We start from the raw sequence: 26,891 nt of genomic DNA, 5'->3' as shown, positions 1-26,891 counted from the left end.
GGCGCTCAGCCCTCGAGGATCTTGGTGGCCTGCCAGTGGAGCATCCGCCAGCGGTCGCCGTCGTTGCGCCAGGCCGTGAAGAACGCGTTGTGCAACGTCTTGCGCGAGCCCGCAACGTCCACGGTGGTGTGCACGACACCGTTCAGCAGTGCGACGTCGCCGAAGCGACGCACGCGCTGGTCCTTTCGCTTCGCGTCGATGAAGCGGTACTTGTCGGCGGCGATCGATGCGAGGAAGGCCGCCTTGTCGTCGGTTCTCCCGTTCGCATGGGTATGCAGGTAGGCGTCGTCCAGCATCTGTGAGAGCGCCCCGGTGTCTCGCGCATACAGCGCCTGATAGCGTGCCTCGTCCGCCAGCAGGAGATCAGGGGTGGCAAGAGTGGCAACGGTGTCAGAGGTATCCGAGGCGTCCGAGGTGGGATCGGCGGTGTTCATGTGCGCACGGGGGTGAATGCGGCCACGGTGTTGGTAAGCCTTCCGACACCCTCGATCTCGATCTCGAAGGTGTCTCCGGGGGACAGCGGTCCGACCCCGCCTGGCGTGCCGGTCATGACGAGGTCGCCGGGCAGCAGCGTGATGAACGAACTCAGGTAGGAGATCAAGTCGGCGACGTCGAACAGCAGGTCGGAGGTCTCGCAATCCTGGACGATCTGGCCGTTGAGCCGGCCTGTCATGCGCAACCGGGTGGGATCCGCCTCGGTTTCGATCCATGGTCCGATAGGCGCGAAGGTGTCGGCGGCCTTTCCCATCGTCATCAGGCCCATGGCCATTTCCTTGCGCTGATAGGCCCGCTCGCTGACGTCGTTGCCGCAGGTATAGCCCAGTACATGCGTCAGGGCGTCCTCGCGGCGAACCTGCTTCGCTGTGCGTCCGATCACCGCGACCAATTCGGTCTCGTAGTGCACGATCTGGGCGGCTCTCGGGAACACGATCTGCCCGCCATGCGGCAGCAGCGCGGTGTCCGGCTTCATGAACACGGGTGGAATCTCGGGCGTGCCGCGTCCGGTCTCGGCAATGTGGGAGCGATAGTTGAGGCCGATGCCGAAGACTCGGGGATGTGCGACCGTCGGAACCAGCAGGGTGACCTCGGACAGGGCAACGACGGCGTCCGTCGGCGTGATGGGTCCCTCGAACGGCGATCCGCTCAGAATGCGGATCTGGTTCGTCCCTTGCAGGATGCCGAAGGCCGTTCGTCGGCCATCGCTGAACTTGAGAATCTTCATGGGTCAGTGCTCCGGTTGGATCTTCAGGGTGAGGCGCCGCGCGAGTGCGAGGGCGGCGTTGCAGACAAGAACGATGGCGGTCGCCGCGGCAATGCCATAGAAGACGCCGATGGAATCGCGCACCTGCCGGGCTTGGTCGATGGCATGGCCCACGCCCACCTTGGCCGAGAGGAATTCCGCCACCAGCGCGGCGCTGAGCGCCCAGGGCAGTGCCACTTCCAAGCCGGTCAGCACGAAGGGCCACAAGGTCGGCAAGACGATGAACCGCGTCAGCTGCAGCGGGCCGGCGCCGAACACCCGCGCCGTCATGAGCAGTTGGCGATTCACGGTGATCAGGCCGGCGTAGGCGATGGCGAAGACGATGAAGAGCACCGTCAGGACCACCAGCAGAAGTTGAGGGGCCAAGCCCGTGCCGAACCACAGGACCAGCAGCGGCACGAGACCGAGCTTGGGCACGCTCATGAGGGCCGTGATGAAGGGCTGGAGCATGCTGTCGAGGCGCGGCAGCAGCCGCAGCAGGCAGGCCAGGCCGATGCCCAGGACCGTGCCGCCCAGCGTTCCCATCAGCACCAGCCGGCCCGTGGCCCAGAGGTCGCGAAGCAGGCTGCCTGCTGTCAGTTCGGCCCAGAGTCGCTGCGCCACCTGGGCCGGCCCCGGCATCCAGTAGTCGCCCATGACCAGGCCGGCGACCTGCCAGCACGCGAGGAAGATGGCCAGCCCGGCCAACCTCGACGGCCACAGACGGCGGTCGGCGGTCATGGGTGAGGCACCTTGCGAAGGCAACTGCGGATCGCCTCGTAGTGGGTCGCGAAATCGGGCGCCTTGAAGATCAGCTCGGGGTCGCGCGGGCGCGGGATGCGGATGCGTCGCTGAAGTTCCACGCGCCCCGGAGTTCCGGCCAGCACCACCACGCGGTCCGCGAGCGCGATCGCCTCGTTGATGTCGTGCGTGACGAACAGGATGGTCTTGCGCCGTGTCTCCCACAGCCGCAGCAGGTCGGCCTGCAGCTGCGCCCGCGTCTCCGCATCCAGCGCGCCGAAAGGCTCGTCCATCAGGACGACGGGAGGGTCGTAGACCAGGGTACGTGCCAACGCCGCGCGCTTGCGCATCCCACCCGAGAGCTGATGCGGGTAGTGGTCGGCCCAGCCTGCCAGGCCGACTTGCTCCAGGAGCAGGCGCGCGTGCTCCAGTTGCGCGGGTGACGGCTTGCCCGCGAGCGTGAGCGGAAACAGCAGGTTTTGCCATACGGTGCGCCAGGGCAGAAGGTTGTCGTCCTGTGTCACGAAGCCGATCTGCCGGTGGCAGCCCGGTTGTGCCTCGCGCCCCGCGCCGGCGACTACCTGGTCCTTGAAGACGACCTGTCCCGCACTCGGCGCCAGTGTTTGAGCGATCACGCTGAGCAGCGTGGACTTGCCCGCGCCCGACGAGCCCATGACCGTGACGAACTCGCCTTCCGCCACGGCCAGGTCGACGTCCTTCAGGATCCAGCGTCCTTCCGGCGCGCCGGCGTCGGCGTAGGAGACGCCGAGCCCGTGCAATGCCAGCAGTGCCGGGGGATGCAGCGGCAGCGTACCGGCTAGCTGCCGATCGTCGCCGCGCTGTCTTGTGATGGTTCCGATTGCCACTGCAAAAGCCTCTTCTGTGCGAACTCGACGCCCGCGTTGATGAGCAGCACCAGCGACATGACAGTTGCCAGCGCAACGAAGATCAGCGTGGTGTCGAAGTCCATCGCACCGTACTGGGCCAGGTAGCCCAGGCCGCGGTTGGACGAGATGATTTCGCCCACGATCGCGCCTGCCACGGCGTACGGCAGGGCCACCCGCAGTCCGCCGAAGACATAGGGAACCACCGAGGGCCAGACCACTTGGCGCAGCAGTTGGCTCTCGGTGGCGCCGAGCACGCGCGCCGTCATGAGCAGTTGCGCACTGACGGCCTTGACACCTCGCAGCGTGCTGTAGAACACGATGAAGAAGATGGCCGAGGCCACGAGCGCCACCTTGGCGCCGGGCCCGACGCCCAGCCAGAGGATGAACAGCGGAACCAGCGCGGTCTTCGGCAAGGCATAGCCGAGACTGCAGATCGCCAACACGCCGGCTTCCGCCCGAGGGTGCCGGCGCAGCAGCATCGCAAGCAGGCACGCCGGCGCGGCACCCAGCACGAAGCCGCCCAGCGCCTCGCCCACGGTGAAGCGAGCGTGAAACCACAGATCGCCCGTCGCGACCATGGCGTACCCGCGTTTGAGCACCAGCAGGGGCGAGCTGATCCAGTAGGGGTCCCAGGTCTGGGCGGCAAACTGCCAGGTTGCCAGCAGCGCTGCACCCAGCAGTGCGCGATCGATCCAGGGGTGGCGCATGGTGCGGACCGGCTACTTCTTGGCGGCCGCGACGTAGTCGTCGCTGTACAGGCCCTTGACGAGCGTCTTGAGCGCGGCTTTGTCGTCGGCCGGACCGAACATCGTGTCGACCGTGTGGCTGAATGACTGCGCCATCGGCATGGGGCGTGGCGGCGCGTTGCGGCGGAACGTCTCGAAGGCGTCCTGCAGCAACGCGGGGTCCATCTTGTCGAATCGCTTGGACAACAGTGCCAGTGCCTGGCCGGGTTCGTTCGCCAGCAGCGCCATCGACCGCGTCAGCGCTGCGATGACGGCCTTGCAGGTGCCGGGTGCGGTGGTGCAGTAGCCATCGCGTGCCACCAGGACGTTGTACGCCGTGGGGTCCAGGTTGGGGAGGTCGCCCCGCGGTCCGCTGATCCACAACTGCGCGCCGCGTCTGACTGACTCGAGCGTGAACGGGCTGGAGAAAACGAATCCGTCGATCTCCTTGCGCTGCAGGGCGGCATCCATTCCGGTGGGCGACATGAAGACGAGTCGGACGTCCCGGTCGGCGTCCAGGCCGCCCTGACGGGCGGCATAGCGAAGGAAGGCGTGCGGCAGGCCGTTGGCTGCATCGACCGCCAGCGTCAGGCCCTTGAGCGCCTTGGCGCGCTCCGTCGGCGTGCGCGCGCTGGCCAGTTTCTCGGCCGTGCTCGCACCGAGCACGATCTCGGTGGTGGCTTTTTCCTGCAGGCCCGCGATCGCCAGGGTTTTCTGCCCGCGCTGCGCGGCGCGGATCTGGATCAGGCCGGCGAGGGTCGTGAAGTCGGCGCTGCTGCCGATGAGTGCGTTGAGGGCGGCCGGACCTGCCAGCAATCCGAGCTCGACATCCACGCCGGCTTCCTTGAAGTAGCCGGCGTCCTGGGCGATGTAGACCGGTGCGAACAGCACCGACACGGCCGGCAGGATCATCGTTGTCCTGGCCTGTTGCGCGGTGGCGGGCGCCGCGCAGCACGCGAGGGCCAGCAGGCCACACCCTGCCATTCGCCTGATCACAGGTTTCAGCATCTCTTTGTCTCCTTGTTGGTCGGGGACCTTCTTACACACTGTCAGGACGCCGCATCAACTCCACCTCCGGTACGCCTGCCCGCAGCTCGGCAAGCATGTCTTCGGCGTCGAACTCGATGCCGATCGGATTGCGGCTGAAGGCCTCGCTGCGCATCCACGCATTGGTGGCCTCGGCGTCGGGAAAGCTGTCGACCTGCAGCTCGATCTGGTTGCCATCCGGATCGAGGTAGTACAGAGACACGGTCGGGCCGTGATTGATCGTGCGGTGCGGCTCGATGCCCAGGCCCTGCAGCCGCTTGTAGGTGCCCAGCAGGTCGCCCAGAGAGTCATAGGCGAAGGCCGTATGGAAGTAGCCCTCCGTGACCTGCTGCGGCCGCTGCGGATAGTCGTCCAGGGCCAGCAAGGCGATGCGATGGTGCTCGTCGTCATAGGTCAGGAAGGCGACCTTGCTGGAGCCGTAGGCCACGTGTGCGCCCAGCACCGTGCAGTACCACTGGGTCATCGCTTGCAGGCGATTGGTGCGAAGCGCGATGTGGGCCATTCGGCGCGGCGACGCAGGAGGCGGGAGAAGACTCATGGCGGTTTCCTTTGTCCCAGGAAGTCAGGAGGCCAGGGGAAGCGGCGTGCCCAGGCACTGGCTTTGGCCGACCACTGCGGCAAGCACATTGCTCAACACGTCGTGGGGGAACTCGTGGGCCCCGCAGGAGCGCCACATGACGTGTCCGTCCGGGCGCACCAGCACGGCGCCGTCGGCGCCGATGCCGTACAGGTCCTGGAAGGCGCCCAGGTTGTCGAGCAGGTCACCCTCCGCCCCGACCACGAAGGCCTGTGCCGCCAGACCCGCATCGAATGCGACCTGGCGGAAGGCGGATCGCCACCGCTGCCCGAGACGGCCCGCGAGCAGCGTGAAATTCAGATCCTTGAACAGGTCGATGGTGGAGAAGTCGCTGCCTTGGGGGCGGCGCAGCCAGCAGTGCGGTGCGCGTGCGCCCGGCATGGCAGAGGGGCGGTAGCTGTGGACCTCGGTCGGCGCGGCCATGCTGCCGTCATCGAAAACGAGTGCTGAGCGGTAGCTGTAGCCGTATGTCTGGCCGGGATAGTCGAAGTGCTCGCGCTGGGCGGGGATCGCCTCGCGCATGCGAGCGATGTCATCCTCCCGGAAATCCTCTTGCGTCTTCAGGATGCCGCCCAGGCCGCTGGCCTCCATGTTCCTGGCGTTGCGCACGCTTTGTTCGACATTGAAGCGGATGACGGGCAGCCGTTCTTCGCCGTAGGTGTCAAGCAGTGCATCAGGGGCCACGCCGTTGACCACCAGGGCCAGCTTCCAGCACAGGTTGTGCACGTCGCCGATGGCGGTGTTCATGCCCTGGCCGCCGGTGGGAGGCAGCGGATGGGCAGCGTCGCCGGCCAGGAACACGCGTCCGGCACGAAGGGACTCGGCCACACGCGCCTGCATGCGCCATACACGAACGTCGCGCACGGTCAGGTCGAGGTCGGAGGCGCCAACCGCGGCCTTCACGACCTGCGCGCAACGCTCCCGGGTGAAGTCCTCCGGCCTGCTCTTTGCCGGGTCGTAGCCGAAGTTGTAGGTCCAGCGGCGACGCCCGTCCAGGGCGATCAGCACGCCGACTGTCTGGGGGTTGTAGATCCACCAGAGCAGGTTGGGACGCTGTGCCACCCACCGCCAGAGATCGGCCTCGAAGTAGACGCCGATCTGATCGCCGAGCACGCCGGCGCCGCTCATGGCGATGCCGAGCTGCTCGCGCAGCGCACCGCGCGCGCCGTCGGCGGCAATGGCATATCGCGCCTGCACCTGCCGGCGCTCACCATCGGGCAATTCGACGGTGGCATGCACGCCGTGTGCATCCTGGCCGAGCGCGTCCACGCGCGTGCCGAAACGCAGTGTCACCGAAGGCAGGCCCTGCGCGCCGCGCAGCAGTTCAGGCTCGAAGGCGTCCTGAGGGCAGGACGTCTTGGCGCTCGGGCCGTGCGTCTCGGCGAGCCGGTTGCGCAGCGGATCCGCGAAGGTGCGGATCTCCCCGATGAGCTCGCCGACCAGGGAGCGCACGAACGCGATGCCTTGGTTGCGATCATGAGGAATCCCGCGGGAACGCACAGCTTCCTCCAAGCCCCAGGTCCGCAGGATCTCCATGGTCCGCGCGCTCACCACGTGGCCGCGTGGATGGAACGAGGTGGAAGGATGCTTCTCGACCAGCAAGGTCTTGACGCCGCAGCGGCCCAGCGCGATGGCCGCGGCGAGGCCGCAGGGGCCACCGCCCACGACGAGCACGTCGAAGCGCTCCGGGCCGGTATGTGATGCATCTGAATTCATCTGGGTTCGATCAATATTGACTGACTGTCAATCAGTTTATGCGGCTGCCGTGTCTCTGGTCTTGTGGTTTTCCCGGGGGCGGTGGCGGTTTGGCCGGCAGGCACGGGGATATGATTTCCTGCATGAATGAACCCCTTGATTCGCCGGGACCGCGGTCTGCGCGGCTAGGCGCGGGAAAGCCACCCACCGGCAAGCAACGGGTGCTCGAGGCCGCCGAGCGGCTGTTCGCCAGCAGGGGGTTCCTGGACGTGCCGGCCTCGGAGATCGCGCGGGAAGCCGGTGTGGCGCACGGGCTTTTGTTCCATCACTTTGGCTCGATGGAAGAGCTCTATGCCGAGGTCAGTCGGGTGGCCGCAGCGCGAATGGACGAGGCACAGCTGACATCGTTTCGCGGCGACACCGCACGCCAGCGGATCACGTCGTTCCTGCGCGCGCACATGCGCGCCGTCAAGCAGAGGGAGGGGGACGCGATCTTTCGGGCTCGCTCGTCCAATGCAGCGCTCAGCAGCACCATCGCGAAGATCTGGGAAGAATCACGCGGCAAGGCCATCGATCAGGTGATGGCGGTGCTGGGCATCACCCGGCCGACCAAACGCATGCGGGTGTGCCTGCGCGCCTGGATCGGGTTTCATGACCAGCTGGTGCTTGGCTGGCTGGCGGACAAGGCACTCAGCGAGACCGAGGTGATCGAGTGGACCATTCGGCAACTCGAGCACCTGTCGGAAGAGGTGCTGGGTGTGACGATTGATCAGCCCGTCGACTCCGCGTGAAAGTACAGCAGGATGCCCGGGGTCTCCGGGCTGCTGCGCTGGCGATCGATGGAAGTGACGGCCGATCCGCCGCAAGCCACTTTCGCCTCGAAGGCGAAGGCGCCGGCACGAATGAAGAGAAAGGGCCACCGTCACCGATGAAGTCGGCGGCGGCCTGGAGACCATATCTCGCTTTGGCGCGGGTCAACTCATACACAAGGTACTGCCGGGTTCAAGATGGGGCGGCCTGATCCCACTGCACGCAAGCTCGGGCGTGAAGAGCACGCGCAGCTATGTCGTTCTCTCAACCTTCCGGGACCGTACGACGCAGCCCGGCATCCCTGAGTCACTGGAAACGAAGCAGCGCTCTCTCGCCGAGCCTGGAGACCTCTTGGTCGCAGTTCAGGAGACCGGGAAATTCCACCACTCGCTGCAGCTCACTGCGCGCCGCGCGAGACCACGATCGAGCCGTTTTCGGGCATGTTGATCTCGCCCAACAGAACGCCGGCGGCCTGCGCAGCCATTTCCTCGGCGGCTCGTGCCTTGCTGGCGATTTCCGCCAACTTTCGGACGCGTTCCTGAGGGGGCAGATCGACTTCACAACTGAGCAGATCCAGGCATGCTTGCAAGGTCTGACTGGCCGACATGAGGCACATGTGAGTTGCGAAGCGGGTGCGATTGCCCAACTCCGTGTCCTCCTTGACCCTGAGCTCGGACTCCGTCGGCGGCAGCCCACCCAGATTGGTCGGCTCGAAGTAGTGGGCTGGCGTGGCGCCAAGCTCCGTTTCGGCGAGCACGAAATTGACAGCTTTGCTGGCTGCAGCAATGGTCGAAAAGTTCCGAGCGGTCATAGCGATCTCCCTCAGAAAGCCCAGTTCAGAGTGGGCTTGAATCGTGGTTATGCAGTTCCTCGCGGAGCGGGAAGGGTAGGAGGTCCCTCGCTGCGGGCACAGGCTCGGCGTCGCGAACCTCGCATTGATGCTGCTGCCTTCCCTGTCGAGCGCTGCTAACCCGCTGTGCTCGGCCAAAGCGTCGCCCTGCATCCGCACGGAGGCGAAACGCACGAAGGGCTTCGGTGCCACGGATCCTCGCATCGACGCGGCGCCCGGCTTCGCGGAACAGTTGCGTGGTGGACCGCTGTCGCGCATGCGTTGCCCTGCAGGGGACGCGCCTCGCGAGACGCAGTTGGTCGACAGCCGCTTCGTGCGGGAATCGGCTGTCCTGGCTGGCGCAGAGTGAATCCATCCGCATCTCCTGCAAGTCGCGTCTTGCAGATGATGCGGCCTGCTGCGCTGACCCGACAACATGCGGTGTAGAACGAAAGTCGTTCAAAGTTCGTAAAAAACTGAGCCGCGTTGCCTCGAAGCGACGCCCGGATGGCACGGAAGCGCTTCCCAGCCTCGTGCGCCCATGGTGGCCGGCCCCCTGCTGGGCAAGGGCGTGGTCGTCATGCAGCTGGCCGCCCGCGTGATGGGCACCCGTCAGCTCGATGCACTGACGGGCACGGCGGCTGCAGACATCTGCACCACGGCGATGCCCCGACCCGCAGGCGCGTCAGGCGGGCTGCCTCGCCCCTGTGAATGGCGTCGTCATGTGAGGCCGGGCGAGCAGTTCGACGGCAGTGCTGGGAATCCCGCACGAACTCAAAGGCCAGCGTCCGCAGAAGCGACTTGACCGATAGTCCAGGCAAGCCTTCAGAAGGCGCTCTTGACGCGACGAGTCGGCCACCACGTAGGCGGCATTTCCGCGGCTGCTGATGCGCGAGTAGGTGCTGTACAGCGTGGTGCGCTTGCTCAGGTTGTGTGCGTGGCCGATGGCGAACTGGCGGGCAGTGCCGCCGGTCTCGAGGCCTGGGCCGGAGCGCTCGGAGCGCGCGAACGATACCCGGATCTGCCCCGCGCCGACGGGAACCGACGCACCGATCAGTGCGTTCGTCTGCCGCTCGCGTCCCAGCCGATGGCGCAGGTAGTTGACGTAGGCCTTGACCACGCCGAAGTCACAACTGCCGCCGACGGTCACAGTGCGGCAGTCCTCGACGCCCACCGCGGTCTGCCCATACGCGACCGCTACGTTGAGCGGGCCCGACTCGTAGCCCAGCCGGCCGCCGCGGTAGCCGGTGCCCTGCGCGCCTTCGGCTGTCGCGAACATGAACTGCCCGTAAAGGCCGCCGAGGCCGCGCGGCAGGAAGTAGCCGGCGGAGTTGCTGGCGCGGGCCTGTGTGCGTGCACGGCCCAGGCCGAGCGGCCAGCCTTCGACGATGTTGCTGCTGCCGCCCATGCCGACCGTGCCGAAGGGGGAAAAGCTCGACACGTTCCAGAACGTGGGCGTGTAGTCGCGGCCCAGCCGCAGTTCGCCGAGGTCCTCAGTCGTCAGGCTCACGATGGAGCGCCGGCCGAAGCCGCCTTGCGCCACGCCGGTATCGGGCAGCACGGCGGTCTCCAGCCAGAAACCGGTCGCGAATCCGCCGCCCAGGTCTTCCACGCCGCCAAAGCCCAGGCGACTGGGCAGCAGGTAGCCGCCCTGGTCCATGACCTTGGTCGAGGCGTTGCCCGCCTTCGAGTAGGTGAAGTTCAGGTCGATGCTGCCGAACACCGTCACGGACGATTGGCCGCGGCCGACCTAAGACCGAACTGTCTTATCCTCGAAACTGGACGAACACCACCGTTGAGGAATTCATCGAAGCGGTTGCTTCCTACGTCCGTTGGTACAACCAGAAGCGGATCGAAATCTCTCTCTCGGCCCCAAGGAATACCGTGAGAACCTCGGCCGGCAGCGAAAAAATTCGCCCGGTCGCGTCAGCCTCACAAAATAAGCTATTTGAATGCTGGATCAAGCACGTATAGAGGCCGCGGAAAAAGAGGCCGAACAAGCGACTGACGTCGCCGGGCAACTTGCACCCTGGTTGCCGCTGTGGGCCGACAGGGATGAAGAAATGCGCAGCGCCGCCTTGTCTGCCCTGGCAGATTCTCGGTTGAGAGGGGATGCAGTGACGAAGGTGTTCGTCGAAGCCGCCTGCGATCCGCTTCCAGCCGCAAGATGTAAAGCCATGTGGTGGTTGGGCGACGAAGAGGACAGGGGCGTCGGCACGGCGGCATTCGATGCGTTGACGGCAGGCCTGGGGGACGTGGATGCCTGCGTGCGCGCTGCCGCCGCCCAAGGTCTGCGTTTCAGCGACCCAGTTGCGATCGAACCGCTGTTGGTCGCACTGCGCGATACGGATGCCGATGTGCGCAGCAACGTCGTGATCGCTCTCAAAGACTTCGACCTGCCTGTCCGGTCCATATTCGAGGCGTTGATCCGCGTTTTCCACCACGATCTCGACTTGGAGGTTCGAGAGAATGCGCTGTATGCATTGGCTTACCTCGACGGAACCCAGGCATTGGATGCGCTCCGATTGGCCGCTCGCGCCGAGGACTTGAGACTCCGGCTGGCCGCAGCGCTGGCGCTTGGCGATTCACGCTCGCTGCCTGAGGAGCATCGGCTTGAACTCGTTTCGTTGATGCTGACGGATACCGATGAGGAAGTCCGCGAGCGTGCCGTCCGCTCGCTGGCCCCTCTGTTCGACAAGCAGCCTGGCGCTGCTTCGCTTCCGCTCTGGCTGGCTGCGCTGCGCGACCCAGCTGAAAATGTCCGCGTGGCGGCGCTGGAGGCATTGCCACTTGCAGGCCCAGGCGTTGCAGAGCGCTTGTCGCCGCGCGTGTCCGAGCTGCTTGAAGACCCCGTTGCCGAGATAAGCAATGCCGCGATCAAGGCACTGAAGTTCGAGGCGGGCGCGCCGATTCCGCCGGTATTTTTCCGTCTATTTCAGTCGCCTGGGAAGACGGGCCTCCATGCGCGCAAGCTGGCGGTGCAGGCACTCGCCTACCGTGGTCTCGCCGATGACGCGGTCCCGCTGCTGTTGCCACTCCTGAGTGAGAACGAACTGACAAGGGAGGTGACGGACGCGCTCATCGATCTGCCGGATCGCCGTGCACTCGCCGCGTTGATAGCGCAGCTCGATAACGAGGATGACGATTGCTGCGCCAACGCCGCGCTGGCGCTGGCCGCGATTGGCGATAGCGAAGCCATTGAGCCGTTGATCCGCACTTTGGACAGGCGAGAGCCTTACGTGCGCCGACGCATCGTGTGGGCGTTGAGTTTCTTCACCTCAGAGCGTGTGATGCCGGTATTGACCGGGAGCTTGTCGGACCCTGCGCCCGGCGTGGCCCGTACCGCGGCCAGGGCGCTGCTGGAAACGCTCACGCCGGCCCAGGTTCGCGCGTTGCTATCTCGCCTGCCTCTGCTGCGTCGGTTACCGGCGCCAGCGCGGGAGCTGCTGCGCGGCGAACTCGAGCACGAATTGGAAGAAGGTGATGGCTCCCCGGGTCCGAGTGGCCGGCGTCTGGTTCGTTTGGGAACCGCAGAATATGAATAGGCGCGGCTAACGAAGCGAGCGAGCTTGCGAAGATGACGCAGCAAGCCTGAGAGAGCGGCGCGGCGTGAACGTCAATTTGGCGGTATCGCCGCAAGTTTCGCCGGTGGCTTCCGGCAGTGCCCCGACTCGAGGGCGCCCGACCCTTTCAGAAAAGCAGCGAGCCGACCAGAATGGGGCCATGCCGCGCCCTTCCGATCCCGTGCCAGCGCCACCCGTGCAACGCCACCGCGTGCTGCGGTTGCTGATCGCTCTTGCCTGGGTGGTGCCGGCCGGTCCGATCCTGACACTCGTCCTGTATCCCTTCTGGTCATGGTGGGAGGCCGCCACGGGCTGGGAGTCCGTCGGCCACTCGGGGCCTGCGGACTGGTGCTATCTGGCGACGTGGGCGGTATTGCTCGCGGTGGCCTGGCTGGTGCCCCTGGTTGCGCGTCGCAGGGCGGGCTGATGGTGTAGAAGAGGCCGGCGTTCCTCCACATTCCCTCGATGGCTACCGATGACTGCTGATTTCCACCTCCCCAGGGCGATCGTGATCGCTGTCACTGCTGGTCTGGCTTCGCTCACCAGCGGCGCGAACGCCGCCGGTCCCGCCGACGGTGCTTCGCGCCCGGAGTCGCCGTCGGTGACACCGGCCAGATCCTGCAACTTCGGTGCCTTCGTCGCCGAAACCGACCCGGCCGGTCTCAACGTCCGCGAGGCGCCGAGCACTGCGGCGAAGGTCCTGGGCAAGCTCCCGCCGACCTTCGTCGAGCCGACGATGAACTACGGTGTCCGCGTCGAGGTGGAGATCACCGGCGTGCGCGAGGGCTGGTTCCTGATCCGCAACGCCAGGGACAACGCCGATCTCACCGGTCGTCCGGCGCGGCCGATGTACAGCGGCAGGGGATGGGTCAGCGGCAGCAAGCTCACCGTGAAGTCCCAAGCGGATGCGGGCCGCGCGCGACCGGCCCCTGCCGCCGCCGTCCACCTGCGCGTGGGCGACGGCGAGACCTTCGATGGCGACAGCTTCATCGAAGCCGGCCGTCTGAGCGACTGCCAGGGCGAATGGGCGCAAGTCGAATTCACGGATCAGCGCTTCCCCGCCCAGGAACGCGCTGCACTGAAGGTCGAGCCCGCGGCGCGCGCAGGCCTGCCGCTGGGCCGTTTCCGCGTCTGGGTGGGTCGTCTCTGCGGCATCCAGGAAACCAGTTGCTCCTGACCCGTCCGATCCGGGCGCCTCGTCTTGCGGCGTTTTCGTGGGTCAGCTGCGGCCCGCTCAGCTCGGGCTTGCCACGTGCCCGTAGCAGGCCTTGAGTGCCGTGTAGTCGTAGTAGTGAGCCGTACCCGGCGCTTTGGCTGAATCGCAGGCCGCCTTGAAGTCGGTTTCCTTCTCGTTGTAGAGCATCCGTACCAGCAGCTTTCCACCCGCATCGGCGAACACGTCCCACTGCATGTTGGCCGCCATCGGCGAGACGTAGTCGCCGCGCCACGTGTTGCTGTCGTAGCCGAAGCTGGCGGCCTTGGGAACACTCTGGTCCACGCCTTTCAATCCCATCCGCACGGCGAAGGGCATCATGATTTCGGCGTGTGCAAAGCGCAGCTTGGCAGCGTGTGACCGGTCGCCCCTGGCGATCGCGTCGACTTCGTTGAACATGTCGTCCACCAGGATCTGCGCCATGCGCGAGGTGATGTCACCTTTCTCCGTCATGCCCGGCCCCTTGTCGTAGAAGTCGGAGCCGTCGTTGAGGGCGGCAAAGAACTTCGCCTGCGCAACGGGCATGTAGGCAGTGAAGTCGACGCCGGCTTCGCTTCGCATCGCCGGAGAGATCACGTAGAGCTCGTACAGCAACGAGCCGGCGTCGCCGAGCGATTTGATCGACGTCTTGCCGTCGCCGCTCAGGCTTGGCGCGAATTTGCCGTCATCGCTGGTGAAGCTGAAGCTGCCGGTGTTGGCGAAGCTGTAGGTGCCGCTGGCGATCTTGTCGACGAAACTTTTGGCGAACAGGCGCTCCAGCAACACCCGTCCGGCGGCCGCGGCTGAGGGCGTCAGCGTGAGGCCGCTCTGCTTGACCAGCAGGTCGGTGTCATTGCTCTTGTAGTCCTGGTAGGCGAGGCTGGCCTGGTAGGTGCTATAGAGCGGATCGGCCGGGTTCGTGACCAGGTCGCTCGACTTCACGAGCTTGTGAAAGTACAGCAGGAAGTGGTTGGTGCCGGCCGGCTGGCTGACGGCCGCGCCGTTGTCGGGGTACGGGGCCGGTGCCGGAGGATGGGCCAGCAGCGGCGCCAATGCCGGCTGCACCGTCTTGAGCGACTGCACGAAGAAGTTGCCGCTGTCGACCGCGCGGTCGACGCCGGAGGTGACCGTCACGATCTGGCGCGGGGCGGTGCCTGCGTCGTCGCCGATCTGCTTCCAGTAGGCGGGCAGGCGCTGCACCATCCGGGCCGCGAGCTGCGTGTGTTCGTAGATACCGACTTGGGTCTCGTTGCCATAGCCTGGCGTGCTGATGCCCGCCACGCCGTACCCGAGAAGGAAGTTGGCCTTCATGATCTTCAGCACGTCGGGGCCGAGCTTCTCGCCCAGCGGCGTGAGCGCCCCATCGTCCTGCGCCTTCTTCCACATGTTGTAGACCGCCAGGTCGTACTTCAGGCTGGAGAGGCCGCGTGAGCCATGGCGCGCGACAAGCTCGGTATAGACCGGCGAAAAGCCGGCAGGCGCGGCTTCGTAGGTGCTGACGTCCTGTTGCGGCCGGTACGGTGCCTTGGTCTGGTAGTAGCGCTCCGTCAGGGCAGCGGCCGTCACGAGCGTCTTGACGTCGTCGCCGCTCGCCGCTGATGCCAGCGCGTCGCGGATGCGCTGCAGGCCTTCGTCGGACGCCGCCTTGAGCGAGGCCTTCGCGACCGGGTCGGCCTCGGTGTTGATGTCGCCGAGCAGCTTCGACGCGATCACGCCCACCGAGATCGCGACCTTGCCCACGGCCGTCTTGAAGTCGAGCCCGTTGGCCTCCATTTCCGCGACCACCGCGGTCGATTGAAAGTCGACGATGCCGGGCGCCTCCTTCGGCGCACGCAGCACAAGCGGCGAAGCCACCGGCTTGGAGGACGGTCCGAGGGGATCGAGCTCGGTGGCATCGGTGCCGATCTCGGCCACGATGCCTGCGCCGGAGCCTGCGAGCGTAAAGCGGCCTTGCTTGTCTGATCGCGTGGAGGGTTCATCGCCGTCGCAGCGACCGTTGGAGTTGATGTCGAGGCAGACCTTGGCATTGACGAAGTAGCTGCCGACCACCACACCGCTGGTATTGGTCGTCGTCGTGTTGCCTGGAGCCGCAGGCACTGTTGAGGCCCCCGTGGTGGGCAGCCAGGTGAAGGAAGAGCCGCTGTTGCCGCCGCCACACGCGGCCAGAAGAAGTGCCCAGAGACTGAGTGACCAGACCGGTGCACGGTTCAGGACACGATAAAGCTGCGAGGTCGGGAGCATGGGATTCACGGACGCGAAAAGGGTAGAGCTTTCTGCCTGTGCGTGACATGAATGTGACTGCGGTTGCAGAGAAGCGATGGCTCGGCCGGCAGGCGCTGCTCAGGCGCATCCAAGCTGCGGCGACTTCCAGATCGGGCTCAGTGGACGATGCGTCGGTCGCACTCAGGTGTCCAAACGCACGATGAGCTGGGTTTGCGTGTAGGTGGGCGTGACCTTGAAGCCCGGCGCGTTGATCGCTGAGAACCGGCCGGTCAGTGCGCCGGTGCTGACGACCATGGGCGTGTCGCCCGTGCTGGGCACGAAGCCCGGTTTGAAGCTCAGGGCCAGCGCGCCGCCCAGGGCCGCTACGACGGCCAGCTCACGATGGAGCCGGATGTTCTCAAGAGAATTCGCCAGGCTGCACCTCGCAGCGGAGATCGGGTATCGAACATCTCCGGCCCACGGCGTTCCCGTCTTCGAAGCATGCCGAGCCATGAACGCGTGAACCAAAGCGCTCGTAGGTCGGTTCGCCGCGGCGCATTCCGCCTGAAGCCTAGCGATCAGGACCATCCATCGAACTGCCGCACGCAGTTGCGGCCCTCGCGCTTGGCGACATACAGTGCGCGATCTGCACGCGTGAGCATCACGTTGGGCGAGCTTTCTCTGTCAACCACCGCAGTCGCTACGCCGATGCTGGCAGTCACGTTGGGGGCGGGCCAAGACGCGCCCTCGATCGCGCGCCGTACCTGCTCGGCGCGCTCCCGTGCCGTCTCGGCGTCCATGCCTGGCAGCACGACGCAGAATTCCTCACCCCCGAAACGGGCAGCAATACCGTCGTGGCCGATCTGGTCCCGGATGATGGCCGCGGCCTGCACCAGCACCCGATCGCCGGCGGGATGGCCGAGGGCATCGTTGATGCGCTTGAAGTGGTCCAGGTCGATCATCAGCAGGCTCAGCGGCGAACGCTCGCGTGCCTGGAGATCCCAGGCCGCCTGCAGTCGCCGATCCAGGCTTCGCCGGTTCCACAGCGACGTTAGCGGATCGGTCATGCTCTCGAGCTCCAGGCCGGCCATGACCTGTCGCAGCTCGAGTTGCGCGACCACCTGCCGGGCCAGCGACTGCAGCGCCTTGCGTTCGGCCGCCGACAGGGCGCGCGGCTCGCGATCGATCACGCAGACCGTGCCGATCGGCAGACCATCGGCTGTGACCAGAGGCGCCCCTGCGTAGAAGCGGATGCCCGGGTCGCCGGTCACCAGCGGGTTGCTGGCGAAGCGCGGGTCCAGGTGGGCATCCTGCACTTCGAACACGATGTCCGGCTGCAGGATGGCGTGCGCGCAAAACGCGAGCTCGCGCGGCGTCTCACTCGCGTCCAGCCCGACGCGCGACTTGAACCATTGGCGGCCCTGATCGATAAGGGAGATGAGCGCGATCGGCGCCTTGCAAACCGCCGAAGCGAGTGTCGTCACATCGTCGTATGCTTGCTCCGCGATGGTGTCAAGCACCTGATAGCGGTGCAGCGCCGCGAGGCGTTGATCTTCATTGAAGGGTTTGGCGGCGCCGGTCGTTTGCGGCGCGGCCGTCTCATTCGAGACTGTGTGATCCAGGGGAGCGTGTGTAATCTGATTCAATTTCGATCCCTTTTTGCTAGGGCGCGCAAGAGCGTACATCGCTGGTTGATGACCCGCATCGTATAAGAACCGGGGGCAGTCCGACGCGATCTGGAGCCATTCCTTGACGCGCCCTCGTGTTACAGAGGCATCCGGCCGGTCGAGATCTGGCGCCAAACGGGGGCTTCATTCACTTGATTCAGAGGATCGGCGCAGCCTCCTCAGGTGTTCCATACCGGTTGGTGTGATCGAGAAGACGATGGCCGAGTGAACAGGGCCTGCACCGGTGGCGCGACGCAACCGCGCTTCGATCAGCAGTGCTCCTCGAAGTACCTCTACCTTCCGAACCTCGTCTGGATCCGTGACGGTCAACGGGAGGCTTGATTGTTCAAGGCGCTGGAGGTAGCTGAGCGGCATGGCAACGCTGAACGGGGGATCGATCGACCGACGTTCCAGAAGTTTCTGCGCTGACAGTGTCGGAGAAATCCCGAGACCCTTGCAGGATTGAGTAGATGCGCCCCGTGCGGTGCGGACCGCAAACCGTCTGAGTCCAATCACGTGGTGTGCCGATCTAGATTCAGACGGTACGCACGGCGTGATCGCGCCGTTGACAGCGAGGCGCCACTGCAGGCCTTTTACCCAGGGTCCCGGTGTCCGACAGTCTTGGTGGACCGACTCTCACAGGCGTGCCGGCGGGCTTGGATAGTCTCAACCGGGTCTACATTTTTTCAATGCCTGAGGCATCGTCGCCTACGGCATACAACAGAAAGAAAAACATGACGCGCGCTACCGCCCGTGGCACCGACCATTTCGTGCGTGTTCGCGGTGCACGCGAACATAACCTTCGCAATGTTGACGTCGACATTCCGCGCGACGCCCTGGTGGTGTTCAGCGGAATCTCCGGTTCCGGCAAATCGTCGCTGGCTTTCGGCACGCTCTACGCCGAGGCCCAGCGGCGCTATTTCGAATCGGTCTCGCCCTATGCGCGCCGGCTGATCGACCAGGTGGGCGTGCCCGCGGTCGATTCCATTGACGGTCTGCCGCCCGCGGTGGCCCTGCAGCAGCAGCGCGGCACGCCGAGCACGCGCTCTTCGGTGGGCAGCGTCACCACGCTGTCGAGTCTGTTGCGCATGCTTTATTCAAGGGCCGGCGACTATCCGGCGCGCCAGCCGATGCTCTATGCGGAAGACTTTTCGCCCAACACGCCGCAAGGTGCCTGCCCGGTCTGCCACGGACTGGGACGCATCTTCGAGGTGACCGAACGCTCGATGGTGCCGGACGACACGCTCAGCATCCGCGAGCGCGCCATTGCCTCCTGGCCACCCGCCTGGCACGGTCAGAACCTTCGCGACATCCTTGTCACCATGGGCATCGACGTCGACAAGCCATGGCGCGATCTGCCGAAGAAAACGCGTGACTGGATTCTCTTCACCGAGGAGCAGCCGACGGTTCCGGTGTACGCCGGCTTCACGCCGGCCGAGACGCGCGCGGCGCTGCGCAGCAAGCTGGAGCCCAGCTACCAGGGCACTTTCATCGGCGCGCGCAAGTACGTGCTGCACACTTTCGCGACCACGCAGAGCGCGCTGATGAAGAACCGCGTCGCGCGCTTCATGGTGGGCGGAGACTGTCCGGCCTGCAAAGGCAAGCGGCTCAAGCCGGAGGCCCTGTCGGTGCGCTTTGCGGGGTACGACATCGGCGAGATCTCGCGCATGCCGCTGGCGCAGTTCGCGCAGGTGCTGCGTGGCGCGGCGGGAGGCGATGCGCCGGACGCGTCCGGTGGCGACGCCCGACCAAGCGTGCTGCGCAAGAAGGGCGGTGCACACGCGGCGGCCCCCGATGTGCGCCGAACGCCCAACCAGTCGGCGGAGAAGCGCATCGCAGCGCAGCGCATTGCGCACGACCTGTTGGCGCGAATCACCGTGCTGACCGATCTCGGCCTTGGCTACCTTTCGCTCGACCGCAGCACGCCGACGCTGTCCCCGGGCGAACTCCAGCGCCTGCGGCTTGCCACGCAGATCCGCTCGAACCTTTTCGGCGTCGTCTATGTGCTCGACGAGCCGTCGGCGGGGCTGCATCCCGCGGACAGCGAGGCGCTGGTGGTGGCTCTCGATACGCTCAAGCGCTCGGGCAATTCGCTGTTCGTTGTCGAACACGACCTGGACCTGATGCGGCGCGCCGACTGGCTGGTCGACGTCGGCCCCGGTGCCGGGGAGGAAGGCGGCATCGTTCTTTACAGCGGCCCGCCCAAGGGGCTGCGCCATGTGGAGGCTTCGCACACCGCGCGCTATCTTTTTGCGCCGCGAACCTCAACGCAGCCGTCCTTGCGCGACCCTGCCGGATGGCTGGCGCTGGAAGACATCACGCGCAACAACCTGCAGAGCCTGTCGGTAGCGTTTCCGCTCGGGGTGCTGACGGCGGTGACCGGGGTTTCCGGGTCGGGCAAATCCAGCCTCGTGAGTCAGGCGCTGGTAGAGCTGGTGGCCGCGCACCTGGGCCACGAAGTGTCGCCTGCAGACGAGGAGCCAGACGCCGAACCGGGTGCCGCGAGCAGCCCTGGTGGCCGCACCGGTGGTCGCATCGCCGGCGGCATGGAACGCATTCGCCGGCTGGTGCGCGTGGACCAAAAGCCCATCGGGCGCACGCCGCGTTCCAACCTGGCCACGTATACAGGCCTCTTCGACCATGTGCGCAAGCTGTTCGCCGACTCCAAGGCTGCGCGTGCCCGCCACTTCGATGCCGGCCGGTTCTCGTTCAACGTCGCGAAGGGCCGGTGTGCCACCTGCGAGGGCGAAGGGTTGGTCAGCGTCGAGCTGCTCTTCATGCCCAGCGTGTATGCGCCTTGCCCCACCTGCCACGGCTCGCGCTTCAACGAACTGACGCTCAAGGTGACGTTGCGCGATCGCACCATTGCCGACGTGCTGGCCATGACGGTGGACGAGGCGCACGCCTTCTTCGAGAACGACGGCGCCATCGAACGGCCTCTGCGGCTGCTCAAGGCCATCGGCCTGGGCTACCTGCGGCTGGGGCAGCCGGCCACCGAGCTGTCGGGCGGGGAAGCGCAGCGGATCAAGCTGGCGACGGAGCTGCAGCGCGCGCAGCGCGGCGACGCGCTGTACGTGCTGGACGAACCAACCACCGGCCTGCACCCGTCCGACGTGGACAAGCTCATGGCTCAACTGGGCGGCCTGGTCGACGCCGGCAACACCGTCATCGTCGTCGAGCACGAACTGCGGCTGGTCTCGGCCTGTGACTGGGTGATCGACATGGGGCCGGGTGCAGGCGCGCAGGGCGGGCGCGTCGTCGCGAGCGGCCGGCCGCAGGAGGTGGCCGCGGCAACTGGCAGCCGGACGGCGCCTTATCTGGCGCGCTGGACCTTGGCAGGCAAGTGAACGGTAGAGTCCGCGCGCCCGCAGAGGCGCGATTCGTGGTGGCCAACATCGCCCCTAATTTCTGCGTCGTTGGCAACCAGGTCGTTCCCCTCGGAATCGTGTTTATTCATTCTCCTGAAAAGGCCACATGCTCAAACTAAGTTTGCGCGCAAAGAGAAAGTGTCAATGGTCGACAGCCTCGTCAAGGGAGTGACAGGCAACGCGGATAACTGGGGGTGCTGGGCGTGTCACTCGGCACGGGCAACGCGAAGATCGTCTCCGGCTCGCAAACTGTTTTCGTCGAGAGTCGAGCAGTCGCTCGCCATGGCGAACTTTGCGAAATGAATGGAAGTGCGTGATAGCGGAGACGCCGCCATTCAGCGGCAATGGAACCTCGAGACGACTTTGGCCTGCCAGGTCCCGCGTCTGTCAGAAAAGCTCAAGAAAACGCGACGGGATCTGCGATGAGCTACTGAACCGCCTACGCCAAGACAACGAGAGAGCATGATGGTTCTATCCAACCTTCATTCGGGGGCATGGCAGACCGGTCGGCTCTGGTGAGACTCTAGAGATCAACTCCGCATTGATCTTTCGGAGGGAATGCAGAGCGCTGCCGGACGAGATGGGTAAATCCATCCTCGACGGCATGCGGCAAAGAGCAAAAGGATATGGTTCATTCCCCCAAGCGAGGCCGGCGAAGGCCGGCGACGGCAAACCGGTCATCATTGTGCGGAAGCTGCAATCAAGGCTGGGGTTCGAGAAATCCCGGTCCACATCTGAACCCTGTTTCCCCAGAGGACGCGAGCCTCTTGAGAAGTCAGGCCGATGCAGCCAGGGCAGAAAGGATGAATCGATGGTAGCCATGAATGACGACGAGCTTCTGCGTGAAATTGAAGCCTACTCAATCACACAGGCCGATCTGCTTGGATGCTTCTTGGACATGCACCCGGAGATGGAGCGAAAGTATCTGACCGGTGTGCCCAAGAAAGGCGAACTCCTGATGCGCGGCGAGCCCTGGGGATATCGCATACACGGGCAAGGGGTCGAGTTTGAAAATGACTCTGGATGGATTGTTGATGCCCACGCTCATGTGATCGACTATCCGCATGCCGTCGATGCCCATCGGATCTCGGGGTACCTGACCTCTAAGTTTCAGAAACCGAACTCGTTCGAAGACATGTTCGACTACTGCCGGGATCGGATGAGGGAATTGGGTGGAACGGGCTCTCTGAAGGAGGTTCCGGTCGCGACCGACGTTTGGGTCTTGTCTTCTTTCTCGCACTGACTTCGACTCTCCAGTTGGACGTCACTGCCTTGGCCACCTCGTCGATCAACCGGCCACCCGACTGGCGGAGCTGCACAACTGAGCGCTCACGGCCACGATTCGGATCAGCCCGCTGGCTTGACAAGCGACACTTCTCTCACAATTTCCAAAGAATGATGACGGCGGATGGCCTTCGAAGTCCTGGCGCAAAGCACCAGACAGCAGCAATCATCCAGCTCGATTGCATGTTGGAGTGCGAATGGGCGTCTCGTCGATCTTCAGCTTGTAGCTCGCCTTGCCCGTATGCCGCTGCGGCGTGATGTCCGCGCGGCCGCAGGCAAGGGCGAATTTAGAAATCGAAGTTATGCGCTGAATCCAATCGCCGCAGGTACGTCAATCGGGCATTCTTATGGGCGTTCATCCGGCTTTAGGCGTAGAGCGGATCGTGGGGATTCCAGTCTCTCAAAACACCCCGGGTGAACACCCGCAACAACCTGTTGAAACTTCACACCTAGAGCCGCAAGTTCACCTGCACGGGAGGTCCTCCGGGCAGGTTGCGCGCGACCACCACAACCCGGTTGTCCCGCATGCGCTGGAAATGGAGGTCCAGGCTGCCATCTCCCACCCGCAGCTTCAGCAGGTGCAACTGATCGATGTCGGTGGGCAGGCGGGGGTGGACGATGTCGATCTCTCGCCGGATGCCATCCACCTGCAGTCCCAGGCATGCCTGCAGCAGCATGAACACCGAGCCCGCTGCCCAAGCCTGAGGCAGGCACGCCACGGGATAGGCCACCGGGCCCTGGCCCGGCTGCCGCTCGAATCCGCAGAACAGTTCCGGCAGGCGCATTCCGAAATGCGTGGCCGCCTCGAACAGGTTGTCGAGGAGACGCACCACGCCGTCGCGCTCTCCATAGAGCGACATGCCTGCGGCGCACAGGGCAAGGTCGTGCGGCCACACCGATCCATTGTGGTAGGACATGGGATTGAAGCGCGCCGCCTCCAGCGGCAGGGTGCGCATGCCCCAGCCCGATTCGAACTCCGGCGCCAGCAGCTGCTGCGCGACCGCCTTCGCCCGTCCGGCGGCAGGCACCCCTGCGAACAGGAGATGCCCCGCGTTCGACGCGCGCACCGCGCAGGGCCTGTTGCTCCCGTCGACCGCCAGTGCGTAGAACTGCCGCTCGGGCAGCCAGAACTGCTGCTCGATCGCCTGCGCGACCTGCACCGACCGGCGCTGCCATTGGTCGGCCCGTGCGTCGGCGCGCAGCCGCGCCATGACTGCCATCGCGCGGAAGGCGGCGCACGCATAGCCCTGGACCTCGACCAGCGCGATGGGCCCTTCGGGCGTCCGGCCGTCCGCATGGAAGACCGAGTCGTGGCTGTCCTTCCATCCCTGGTTGGCCAATCCGCTGGTCTCCCCGCGCTGGTAAGCCAGCAGGCCCGAAGGGTGGCGCGCCATGCTGCGCTCCATCCATTCGCAGGCCGCCACGAGCGCCGGCCAGATGTGGTCGATCGCTGCGGTGTCGCCGGTGCGCTGCACATAGGCACCCGCCAGCGCAACGAACAGCGGCGTGGTGTCGACACCGCCGTAGTAGCGGCCGAAGGGAAGTTCCTCGACCGCTGCCATCTCGCCCTTGCGGGTCTCGTGCATGATCTTTCCGGGTTCGGCGTCGTGGAAGCTGGAGGTCTGGTGCGCCTGCCGCGCCGCGAGGAACCTCAGCACACCGAGCGCCAGCGCGGGGTCAAGCCACAGCGTCTGGAATGCGGTGACGATGGCGTCCCGGCCGAAGGGCGTCGAGAACCATGGAATGCCCGCGTAAGGGTAGGGTCCCGTGGGCATGTCGGTCGTGAGCAGGGCCAGGTCGGCGCGCGACCGGTCGAGCCAACCCTGGAACAGCCGCCCCGAGGCCTGCAGCCTGGCCCCTCGTCGTCGACGCGCGCGCATCCGCCAGCGCGCGAGCACGCCCGCCTCGCGGAAGCGCTCGGGTCCCGCACAAGCCGGCTCGGTGCCGACCTCCACGAACACGGTCCAGCTGCCGCGCGCGGCAAGCTCGACGTCGAATGCGGCCTGCTGCGCGCTCAGGCGCTGCGGCGCTTCGGAGAAGTCGATGCATGCGCAGCGAAGCAGATCGTCGAGGCCCCGATAGCGCAGCACGGCGCGCCGGGTGCCGACCTCGGGAGGGCCGAACTCGCCGCGCTGCGCGCGCACCTGCCCGCGGACTTCGAACATGTCGCGGAAGTCGGCCGCGAAATCCAGCGTCAGCGGCACGCGGGCCGGCTGGTCGCTGTAGTTGACCAGCCGCAGGCGCTCGAACAGCCGCGCGCCCCACAGGAAGCGCGTGCGCTCGAGATGGATCACGCCCTGCGGCGTCGAGTCGGACCCGAGCACGGGCAGCGGATGGTTCGTGAGGTTCGCGGTGAAGTGGACGTTGTCGCTGCCCACGCCGCTGGACAGCAGTGACGGCAGGGCGCCGTCCAGCCGCAGCACGAAGCTCGACAGCATGCGCGTGTCGTGGTGGAACATGCCGTCGACGCCGCCGCCGATGTCGCCGCGGGCGTCCATCACGACGTAGGTGTCCGCCTCCTTGAGCACGAAGGCGTGCTGGACCGCGCGCTCGGGCGCGGTCTCGGCCTGCGTGGTGGCCGGTGCGTCACTGCTCATGCTCATGCGAACTCGCGGTACAGCGATTGCGGCGGCATGGCCGCGTCTGCATCGTCGCGGCCGGTGAGCCGCCTGTACTGCTCGACATAGGCGCTGGCCATCGCACGCGCCGAGAAGCGGTTGTCGAATGCCTGCCGCACGCGGCGCCGGTCGAGTTGTTCGATGGCGTGCACGGCTTCGACGGCCTGCGGCAGGCTGTCGACGATCCGTCCGCTAACGCCTTCCTCGATCACCTCAGGCACCGAGCCGCAGCGCCAGCCGATCACCGGCGTGCCGCAGGCCATGGCTTCGATCATCACCAGCCCGAAGGGCTCGGGCCAGTCGATGGGGAACAGGAGCGCCGAGGCGCCGCCGAGGAATGCGGACTTCTCTGCATCGCCGATCTCGCCCACGAACTCGATGAGCGGGTCGTCCAGCATCGGGCGGATCACCTGCTCGAAGTAGTTCACGTCGGCCGCGTCCACCTTGGCCGCGATCTTCAGCGGCAGTCCGGCCTTCTTGGCGATCGCGATGGCCCTGTCGGGGCGCTTCTCGGGCGAGATGCGCCCGAGGAATGCCAGATACCGGCCCGGGCCCGGTTCGAACGCATAGATCGACTCGTCCAGGCCGTGCGGGATGGTGGCCACCCAGTTCGCGAACGGCAGCGGCTTTCGCTGGTGGCGTGAGATGGACACCAGCGGATAGCGGTGCCAGCGCTTGTAGGCCATGGGCAGGTCGGCGATGTCCAGCCGGCCGTGCAGCGTGGTGAGGGTGCGTGGCGCGATGTCCTCGAAGAAGGGGAAGTGCAGGAGGTCGGTGTGGAAGTGCAGCACGTCGAACTCGTCGGCGCGGCGCTTCAGTTCGGCGAGCATGTTCAGGTGGCTCGCGAGGTCCGACTTCAGCGGCGCCGGGTCCAGGCGCAGGGCCTGCGCGCGCATGGGCACGAGCTGCGCCCGCGTGGACGTGTCGGCCGAGGCGAACAGCGTGACCTCGTGGCCGAGGTCGACCAGCGCGTTGGTGAGGTGGGCGACGACCCGCTCGGTGCCGCCATAGAGCCGCGGCGGCACGGCTTCATAGAGGGGTGCGATCTGCGCGATCTTCATCGTCAAGACAATCTCCTCGGAAGGGAATGAATAAACAAGGATGAGGCGAAGATTTGGAAGCGGTGCTGCTTCCGAGCGGCCATCTGGAGGTGCCTGCGCGCATTTCAAGAGGGCGTCGCGCCGTTGAACCTCGGGCGCCGCGCGGGCTCAAAATGCGCCTGTTTCCTCATGCGTTTCGTCGTAGTCATGGTGAGGTGCGAATGAACATCTTCGAGACCATCGCGGCCCAGGCGGCCGCCATGCGCTTGCCGCTGTATGCGGTCACGGTCACCCGCGTCGCCCGCCGCAGCGACGCGGCCCTGCTTTCCCTGCACTGGCACGGTTTCCTGCGGCAGACGCCGCTGAAGCTGCCCGGCGTCGTTTTGCCCTTGCGGTCGGTGGCCCAGTCGGTCGCGCAGTTGGACCTTTCGGGCGAGGGGGCCGGCGGACTCGAGCACGCGCTGCTGGAGGCCGCCTGGCAGGTCGGCGCCTGGGAGCTCGAGCGCGTGGAGCGCCCCGGGTGGTGGCGGCTGGGTGTTCCGGCCACCGAGGTTCGCGACGCCATGTGCGCGTTCGGCTTCATCGAGGACGAGGAAGACGCGCAGGAACACACGATCGCGGACGCGCCCGACCGCCGCGAGATGCTGCGCGAAGCCGGGCGCCGCGGCTATGTCCGCTGGCTGTTCAGGCCCCGCAAGTACGGCATCTGGTCGATGGTCCGGGAGGACGCCGACGAAACCCTCGACAGTTCGGGCGGACGCACGCTGCCCTGTCCGGTGCTGCCGCGCGCGGCCGGCGGTGCAGCAGGGAATGCGGGTGGTGCGCGGACCGTGTACAGGCTCGGCCATTCGAGCCGTCTCGTGCTCGGGCGAGGCTGAAAAAACTCGTCACAAAAAAATCGGCGCTTGCGGCTCTTGAACGCCCGGCGAGCCGCCCATAGCTCTCGCGCGCCGGCGCTTGTGCGCCGGGAACGAACCGATCGCGCCGCCGACCGGCGGCGAGGTTTTCTTTTTGATGACCTGTTATCGCTTAGGAGATCGAACATGAAACTTCATCCTCTTTACGACCGGGTGATCGTCAAGCGAATCGAACAGCAGCGCAAGACGGCTTCGGGCATCGTGATTCCGGACTCGGCCGCCGAGAAGCCCGAGCAAGGCGAGGTGCTTTCGGTGGGCCAGGGCAGGCTGCTCGCGGACGGCACCTTGCGGCCCTTGCACCTGAAGGCCGGTGACCAGGTGCTGTTCGGCAAGTACGCAGGCCAGACGGTCAAGGTTGATGACGAGGAACTGCTCGTGCTGCGCGAGGACGATGTGCTCGCCGTGGTCGAAGACAGCGAGCGCGGCAATCTCAGGCGCGTCGCCTGAGATCCGGCCGTCCGGTTTTATCCAACGTGTGTGAGTGAAAAG

Annotated in this window: 24 protein-coding genes and 1 pseudogene; 10 read left to right on the top strand and 15 right to left on the bottom strand. The window is 65.8% G+C overall.

Going from position 1 to position 26,891, the window contains the following annotated elements; translation table 11 throughout:
* Window positions 1-5: 5 nt before the first annotated feature.
* From FHT32_RS32890 to FHT32_RS32855, 8 genes are read right to left on the bottom strand one after another with little or no spacing between them, the layout of a single operon-like run.
* Complete coding sequence (locus FHT32_RS32890; protein ID WP_176668728.1) at window positions 6-434, bottom strand: nuclear transport factor 2 family protein; 429 nt, start codon at window positions 432-434, stop codon at window positions 6-8.
* Window positions 431-1,222, bottom strand: coding sequence for a fumarylacetoacetate hydrolase family protein (locus FHT32_RS32885; RefSeq protein WP_176668727.1), 792 nt, complete (start codon window positions 1,220-1,222; stop codon window positions 431-433). Before FHT32_RS32885 ends, FHT32_RS32890 begins: the two co-directional genes overlap by 4 nt.
* A gap of 3 nt (window positions 1,223-1,225) precedes the next feature.
* Entirely contained in the window at window positions 1,226-1,981 is a 756-nt protein-coding gene (locus FHT32_RS32880) for an ABC transporter permease (protein WP_176668726.1), read from the bottom strand.
* Complete coding sequence (locus tag FHT32_RS32875; protein ID WP_176668725.1) at window positions 1,978-2,847, bottom strand: ABC transporter ATP-binding protein; 870 nt, start codon at window positions 2,845-2,847, stop codon at window positions 1,978-1,980. The genes FHT32_RS32880 and FHT32_RS32875 overlap by 4 nt, the downstream gene beginning before the upstream one ends.
* Window positions 2,799-3,575, bottom strand: a complete 777-nt coding sequence (locus tag FHT32_RS32870; RefSeq protein ID WP_176668724.1) for an ABC transporter permease — start codon at window positions 3,573-3,575, stop codon at window positions 2,799-2,801. The genes FHT32_RS32875 and FHT32_RS32870 overlap by 49 nt, the downstream gene beginning before the upstream one ends.
* A gap of 12 nt (window positions 3,576-3,587) precedes the next feature.
* A complete protein-coding gene (locus tag FHT32_RS32865; protein ID WP_176668723.1) occupies window positions 3,588-4,601 on the bottom strand; it encodes an ABC transporter substrate-binding protein in 1,014 nt (337 codons plus the stop codon).
* A gap of 31 nt (window positions 4,602-4,632) precedes the next feature.
* A complete protein-coding gene (locus FHT32_RS32860) occupies window positions 4,633-5,178 on the bottom strand; it encodes a VOC family protein (protein ID WP_256099259.1) in 546 nt (181 codons plus the stop codon).
* A gap of 24 nt (window positions 5,179-5,202) precedes the next feature.
* Entirely contained in the window at window positions 5,203-6,891 is a 1,689-nt protein-coding gene (locus FHT32_RS32855) for an FAD-dependent monooxygenase (RefSeq protein ID WP_176668722.1), read from the bottom strand.
* 164 nt (window positions 6,892-7,055) lie between these two features.
* Here FHT32_RS32855 and FHT32_RS32850 point away from each other — a divergent pair, with 164 nt between their 5' ends.
* Complete coding sequence (locus FHT32_RS32850; protein ID WP_176668721.1) at window positions 7,056-7,703, top strand: TetR family transcriptional regulator; 648 nt, start codon at window positions 7,056-7,058, stop codon at window positions 7,701-7,703.
* Between the two features lie 416 nt (window positions 7,704-8,119).
* Here FHT32_RS32850 and FHT32_RS32845 read toward each other — a convergent pair whose 3' ends face one another.
* Entirely contained in the window at window positions 8,120-8,533 is a 414-nt protein-coding gene (locus FHT32_RS32845; RefSeq protein WP_176668720.1) for a hypothetical protein, read from the bottom strand.
* Between the two features lie 127 nt (window positions 8,534-8,660).
* Between FHT32_RS32845 and FHT32_RS32840 the strand changes: the two genes are divergently transcribed.
* Entirely contained in the window at window positions 8,661-8,921 is a 261-nt protein-coding gene (locus FHT32_RS32840) for a hypothetical protein (protein WP_176668719.1), read from the top strand.
* Between the two features lie 315 nt (window positions 8,922-9,236).
* On the opposite strand, the gene FHT32_RS32835 is transcribed toward FHT32_RS32840, so the two are convergent.
* Window positions 9,237-10,280, bottom strand: coding sequence for a porin (locus FHT32_RS32835; protein WP_176668718.1), 1,044 nt, complete (start codon window positions 10,278-10,280; stop codon window positions 9,237-9,239).
* Between the two features lie 14 nt (window positions 10,281-10,294).
* On the opposite strand from FHT32_RS32835, the pseudogene FHT32_RS32830 reads away from it, so the two are divergent.
* The 4 genes and pseudogenes from FHT32_RS32830 to FHT32_RS32815 all read left to right on the top strand — a co-directional run.
* Window positions 10,295-10,494, top strand: a pseudogene (locus FHT32_RS32830) (IS3 family transposase); the annotation flags it as partial.
* A gap of 9 nt (window positions 10,495-10,503) precedes the next feature.
* Window positions 10,504-12,096 (top strand): HEAT repeat domain-containing protein, encoded by a 1,593-nt coding sequence (locus FHT32_RS32825; RefSeq protein ID WP_176668717.1) that lies wholly within the window; start codon window positions 10,504-10,506, stop codon window positions 12,094-12,096.
* A 214-nt stretch (window positions 12,097-12,310) separates the two neighbouring features.
* Complete coding sequence (locus tag FHT32_RS32820) at window positions 12,311-12,541, top strand: hypothetical protein (protein WP_176668716.1); 231 nt, start codon at window positions 12,311-12,313, stop codon at window positions 12,539-12,541.
* Window positions 12,542-12,589: 48 nt separating this feature from the next.
* Window positions 12,590-13,291: an SH3 domain-containing protein gene (locus FHT32_RS32815; RefSeq protein WP_176668715.1), complete on the top strand. Its 702-nt coding sequence runs from the start codon at window positions 12,590-12,592 to the stop codon at window positions 13,289-13,291.
* Between the two features lie 57 nt (window positions 13,292-13,348).
* On the opposite strand, the gene FHT32_RS32810 is transcribed toward FHT32_RS32815, so the two are convergent.
* The 3 genes from FHT32_RS32810 to FHT32_RS32800 form a co-directional block, all read right to left on the bottom strand.
* Window positions 13,349-15,556, bottom strand: coding sequence for a histidine-type phosphatase (locus FHT32_RS32810; protein WP_176668714.1), 2,208 nt, complete (start codon window positions 15,554-15,556; stop codon window positions 13,349-13,351).
* 153 nt (window positions 15,557-15,709) lie between these two features.
* Window positions 15,710-16,096, bottom strand: coding sequence for a hypothetical protein (locus tag FHT32_RS32805; protein WP_176668713.1), 387 nt, complete (start codon window positions 16,094-16,096; stop codon window positions 15,710-15,712).
* Complete coding sequence (locus tag FHT32_RS32800) at window positions 16,087-17,154, bottom strand: diguanylate cyclase (RefSeq protein WP_256099257.1); 1,068 nt, start codon at window positions 17,152-17,154, stop codon at window positions 16,087-16,089. The genes FHT32_RS32805 and FHT32_RS32800 overlap by 10 nt, the downstream gene beginning before the upstream one ends.
* A 755-nt stretch (window positions 17,155-17,909) precedes the next feature.
* On the opposite strand from FHT32_RS32800, the gene FHT32_RS32795 reads away from it, so the two are divergent.
* Window positions 17,910-20,522, top strand: a complete 2,613-nt coding sequence (locus FHT32_RS32795; RefSeq protein WP_176668770.1) for an excinuclease ABC subunit UvrA — start codon at window positions 17,910-17,912, stop codon at window positions 20,520-20,522.
* A gap of 841 nt (window positions 20,523-21,363) precedes the next feature.
* A complete protein-coding gene (locus FHT32_RS32790; RefSeq protein WP_176668711.1) occupies window positions 21,364-21,786 on the top strand; it encodes a hypothetical protein in 423 nt (140 codons plus the stop codon).
* Window positions 21,787-22,276: 490 nt separating this feature from the next.
* Here the strand turns inward: FHT32_RS32790 and FHT32_RS32785 are convergent, their stop codons facing one another.
* Together FHT32_RS32785 and FHT32_RS32780 are read right to left on the bottom strand one after the other, a co-directional pair.
* Window positions 22,277-24,430, bottom strand: a complete 2,154-nt coding sequence (locus tag FHT32_RS32785) for an amylo-alpha-1,6-glucosidase (protein ID WP_176668710.1) — start codon at window positions 24,428-24,430, stop codon at window positions 22,277-22,279.
* Window positions 24,427-25,506 (bottom strand): glycosyltransferase family 4 protein, encoded by a 1,080-nt coding sequence (locus FHT32_RS32780; protein WP_176668769.1) that lies wholly within the window; start codon window positions 25,504-25,506, stop codon window positions 24,427-24,429. Before FHT32_RS32780 ends, FHT32_RS32785 begins: the two co-directional genes overlap by 4 nt.
* A gap of 200 nt (window positions 25,507-25,706) precedes the next feature.
* Between FHT32_RS32780 and FHT32_RS32775 the strand changes: the two genes are divergently transcribed.
* Together FHT32_RS32775 and FHT32_RS32770 are read left to right on the top strand one after the other, a co-directional pair.
* Window positions 25,707-26,363: a diguanylate cyclase gene (locus FHT32_RS32775; protein WP_176668709.1), complete on the top strand. Its 657-nt coding sequence runs from the start codon at window positions 25,707-25,709 to the stop codon at window positions 26,361-26,363.
* Window positions 26,364-26,528: 165 nt separating this feature from the next.
* Window positions 26,529-26,849 carry a co-chaperone GroES gene (locus FHT32_RS32770; protein WP_176668708.1) on the top strand — a complete coding sequence of 107 codons (321 nt, stop codon included), beginning with the start codon at window positions 26,529-26,531 and terminating at the stop codon, window positions 26,847-26,849.
* Window positions 26,850-26,891: the final 42 nt, after the last annotated feature.

It is taken from the genome of Variovorax sp. SG517 (genome assembly GCF_013376045.1).
GTDB lineage: Bacteria > Pseudomonadota > Gammaproteobacteria > Burkholderiales > Burkholderiaceae_C > Variovorax.
This window is presented reverse-complemented; position numbering and strand designations above follow the sequence as displayed.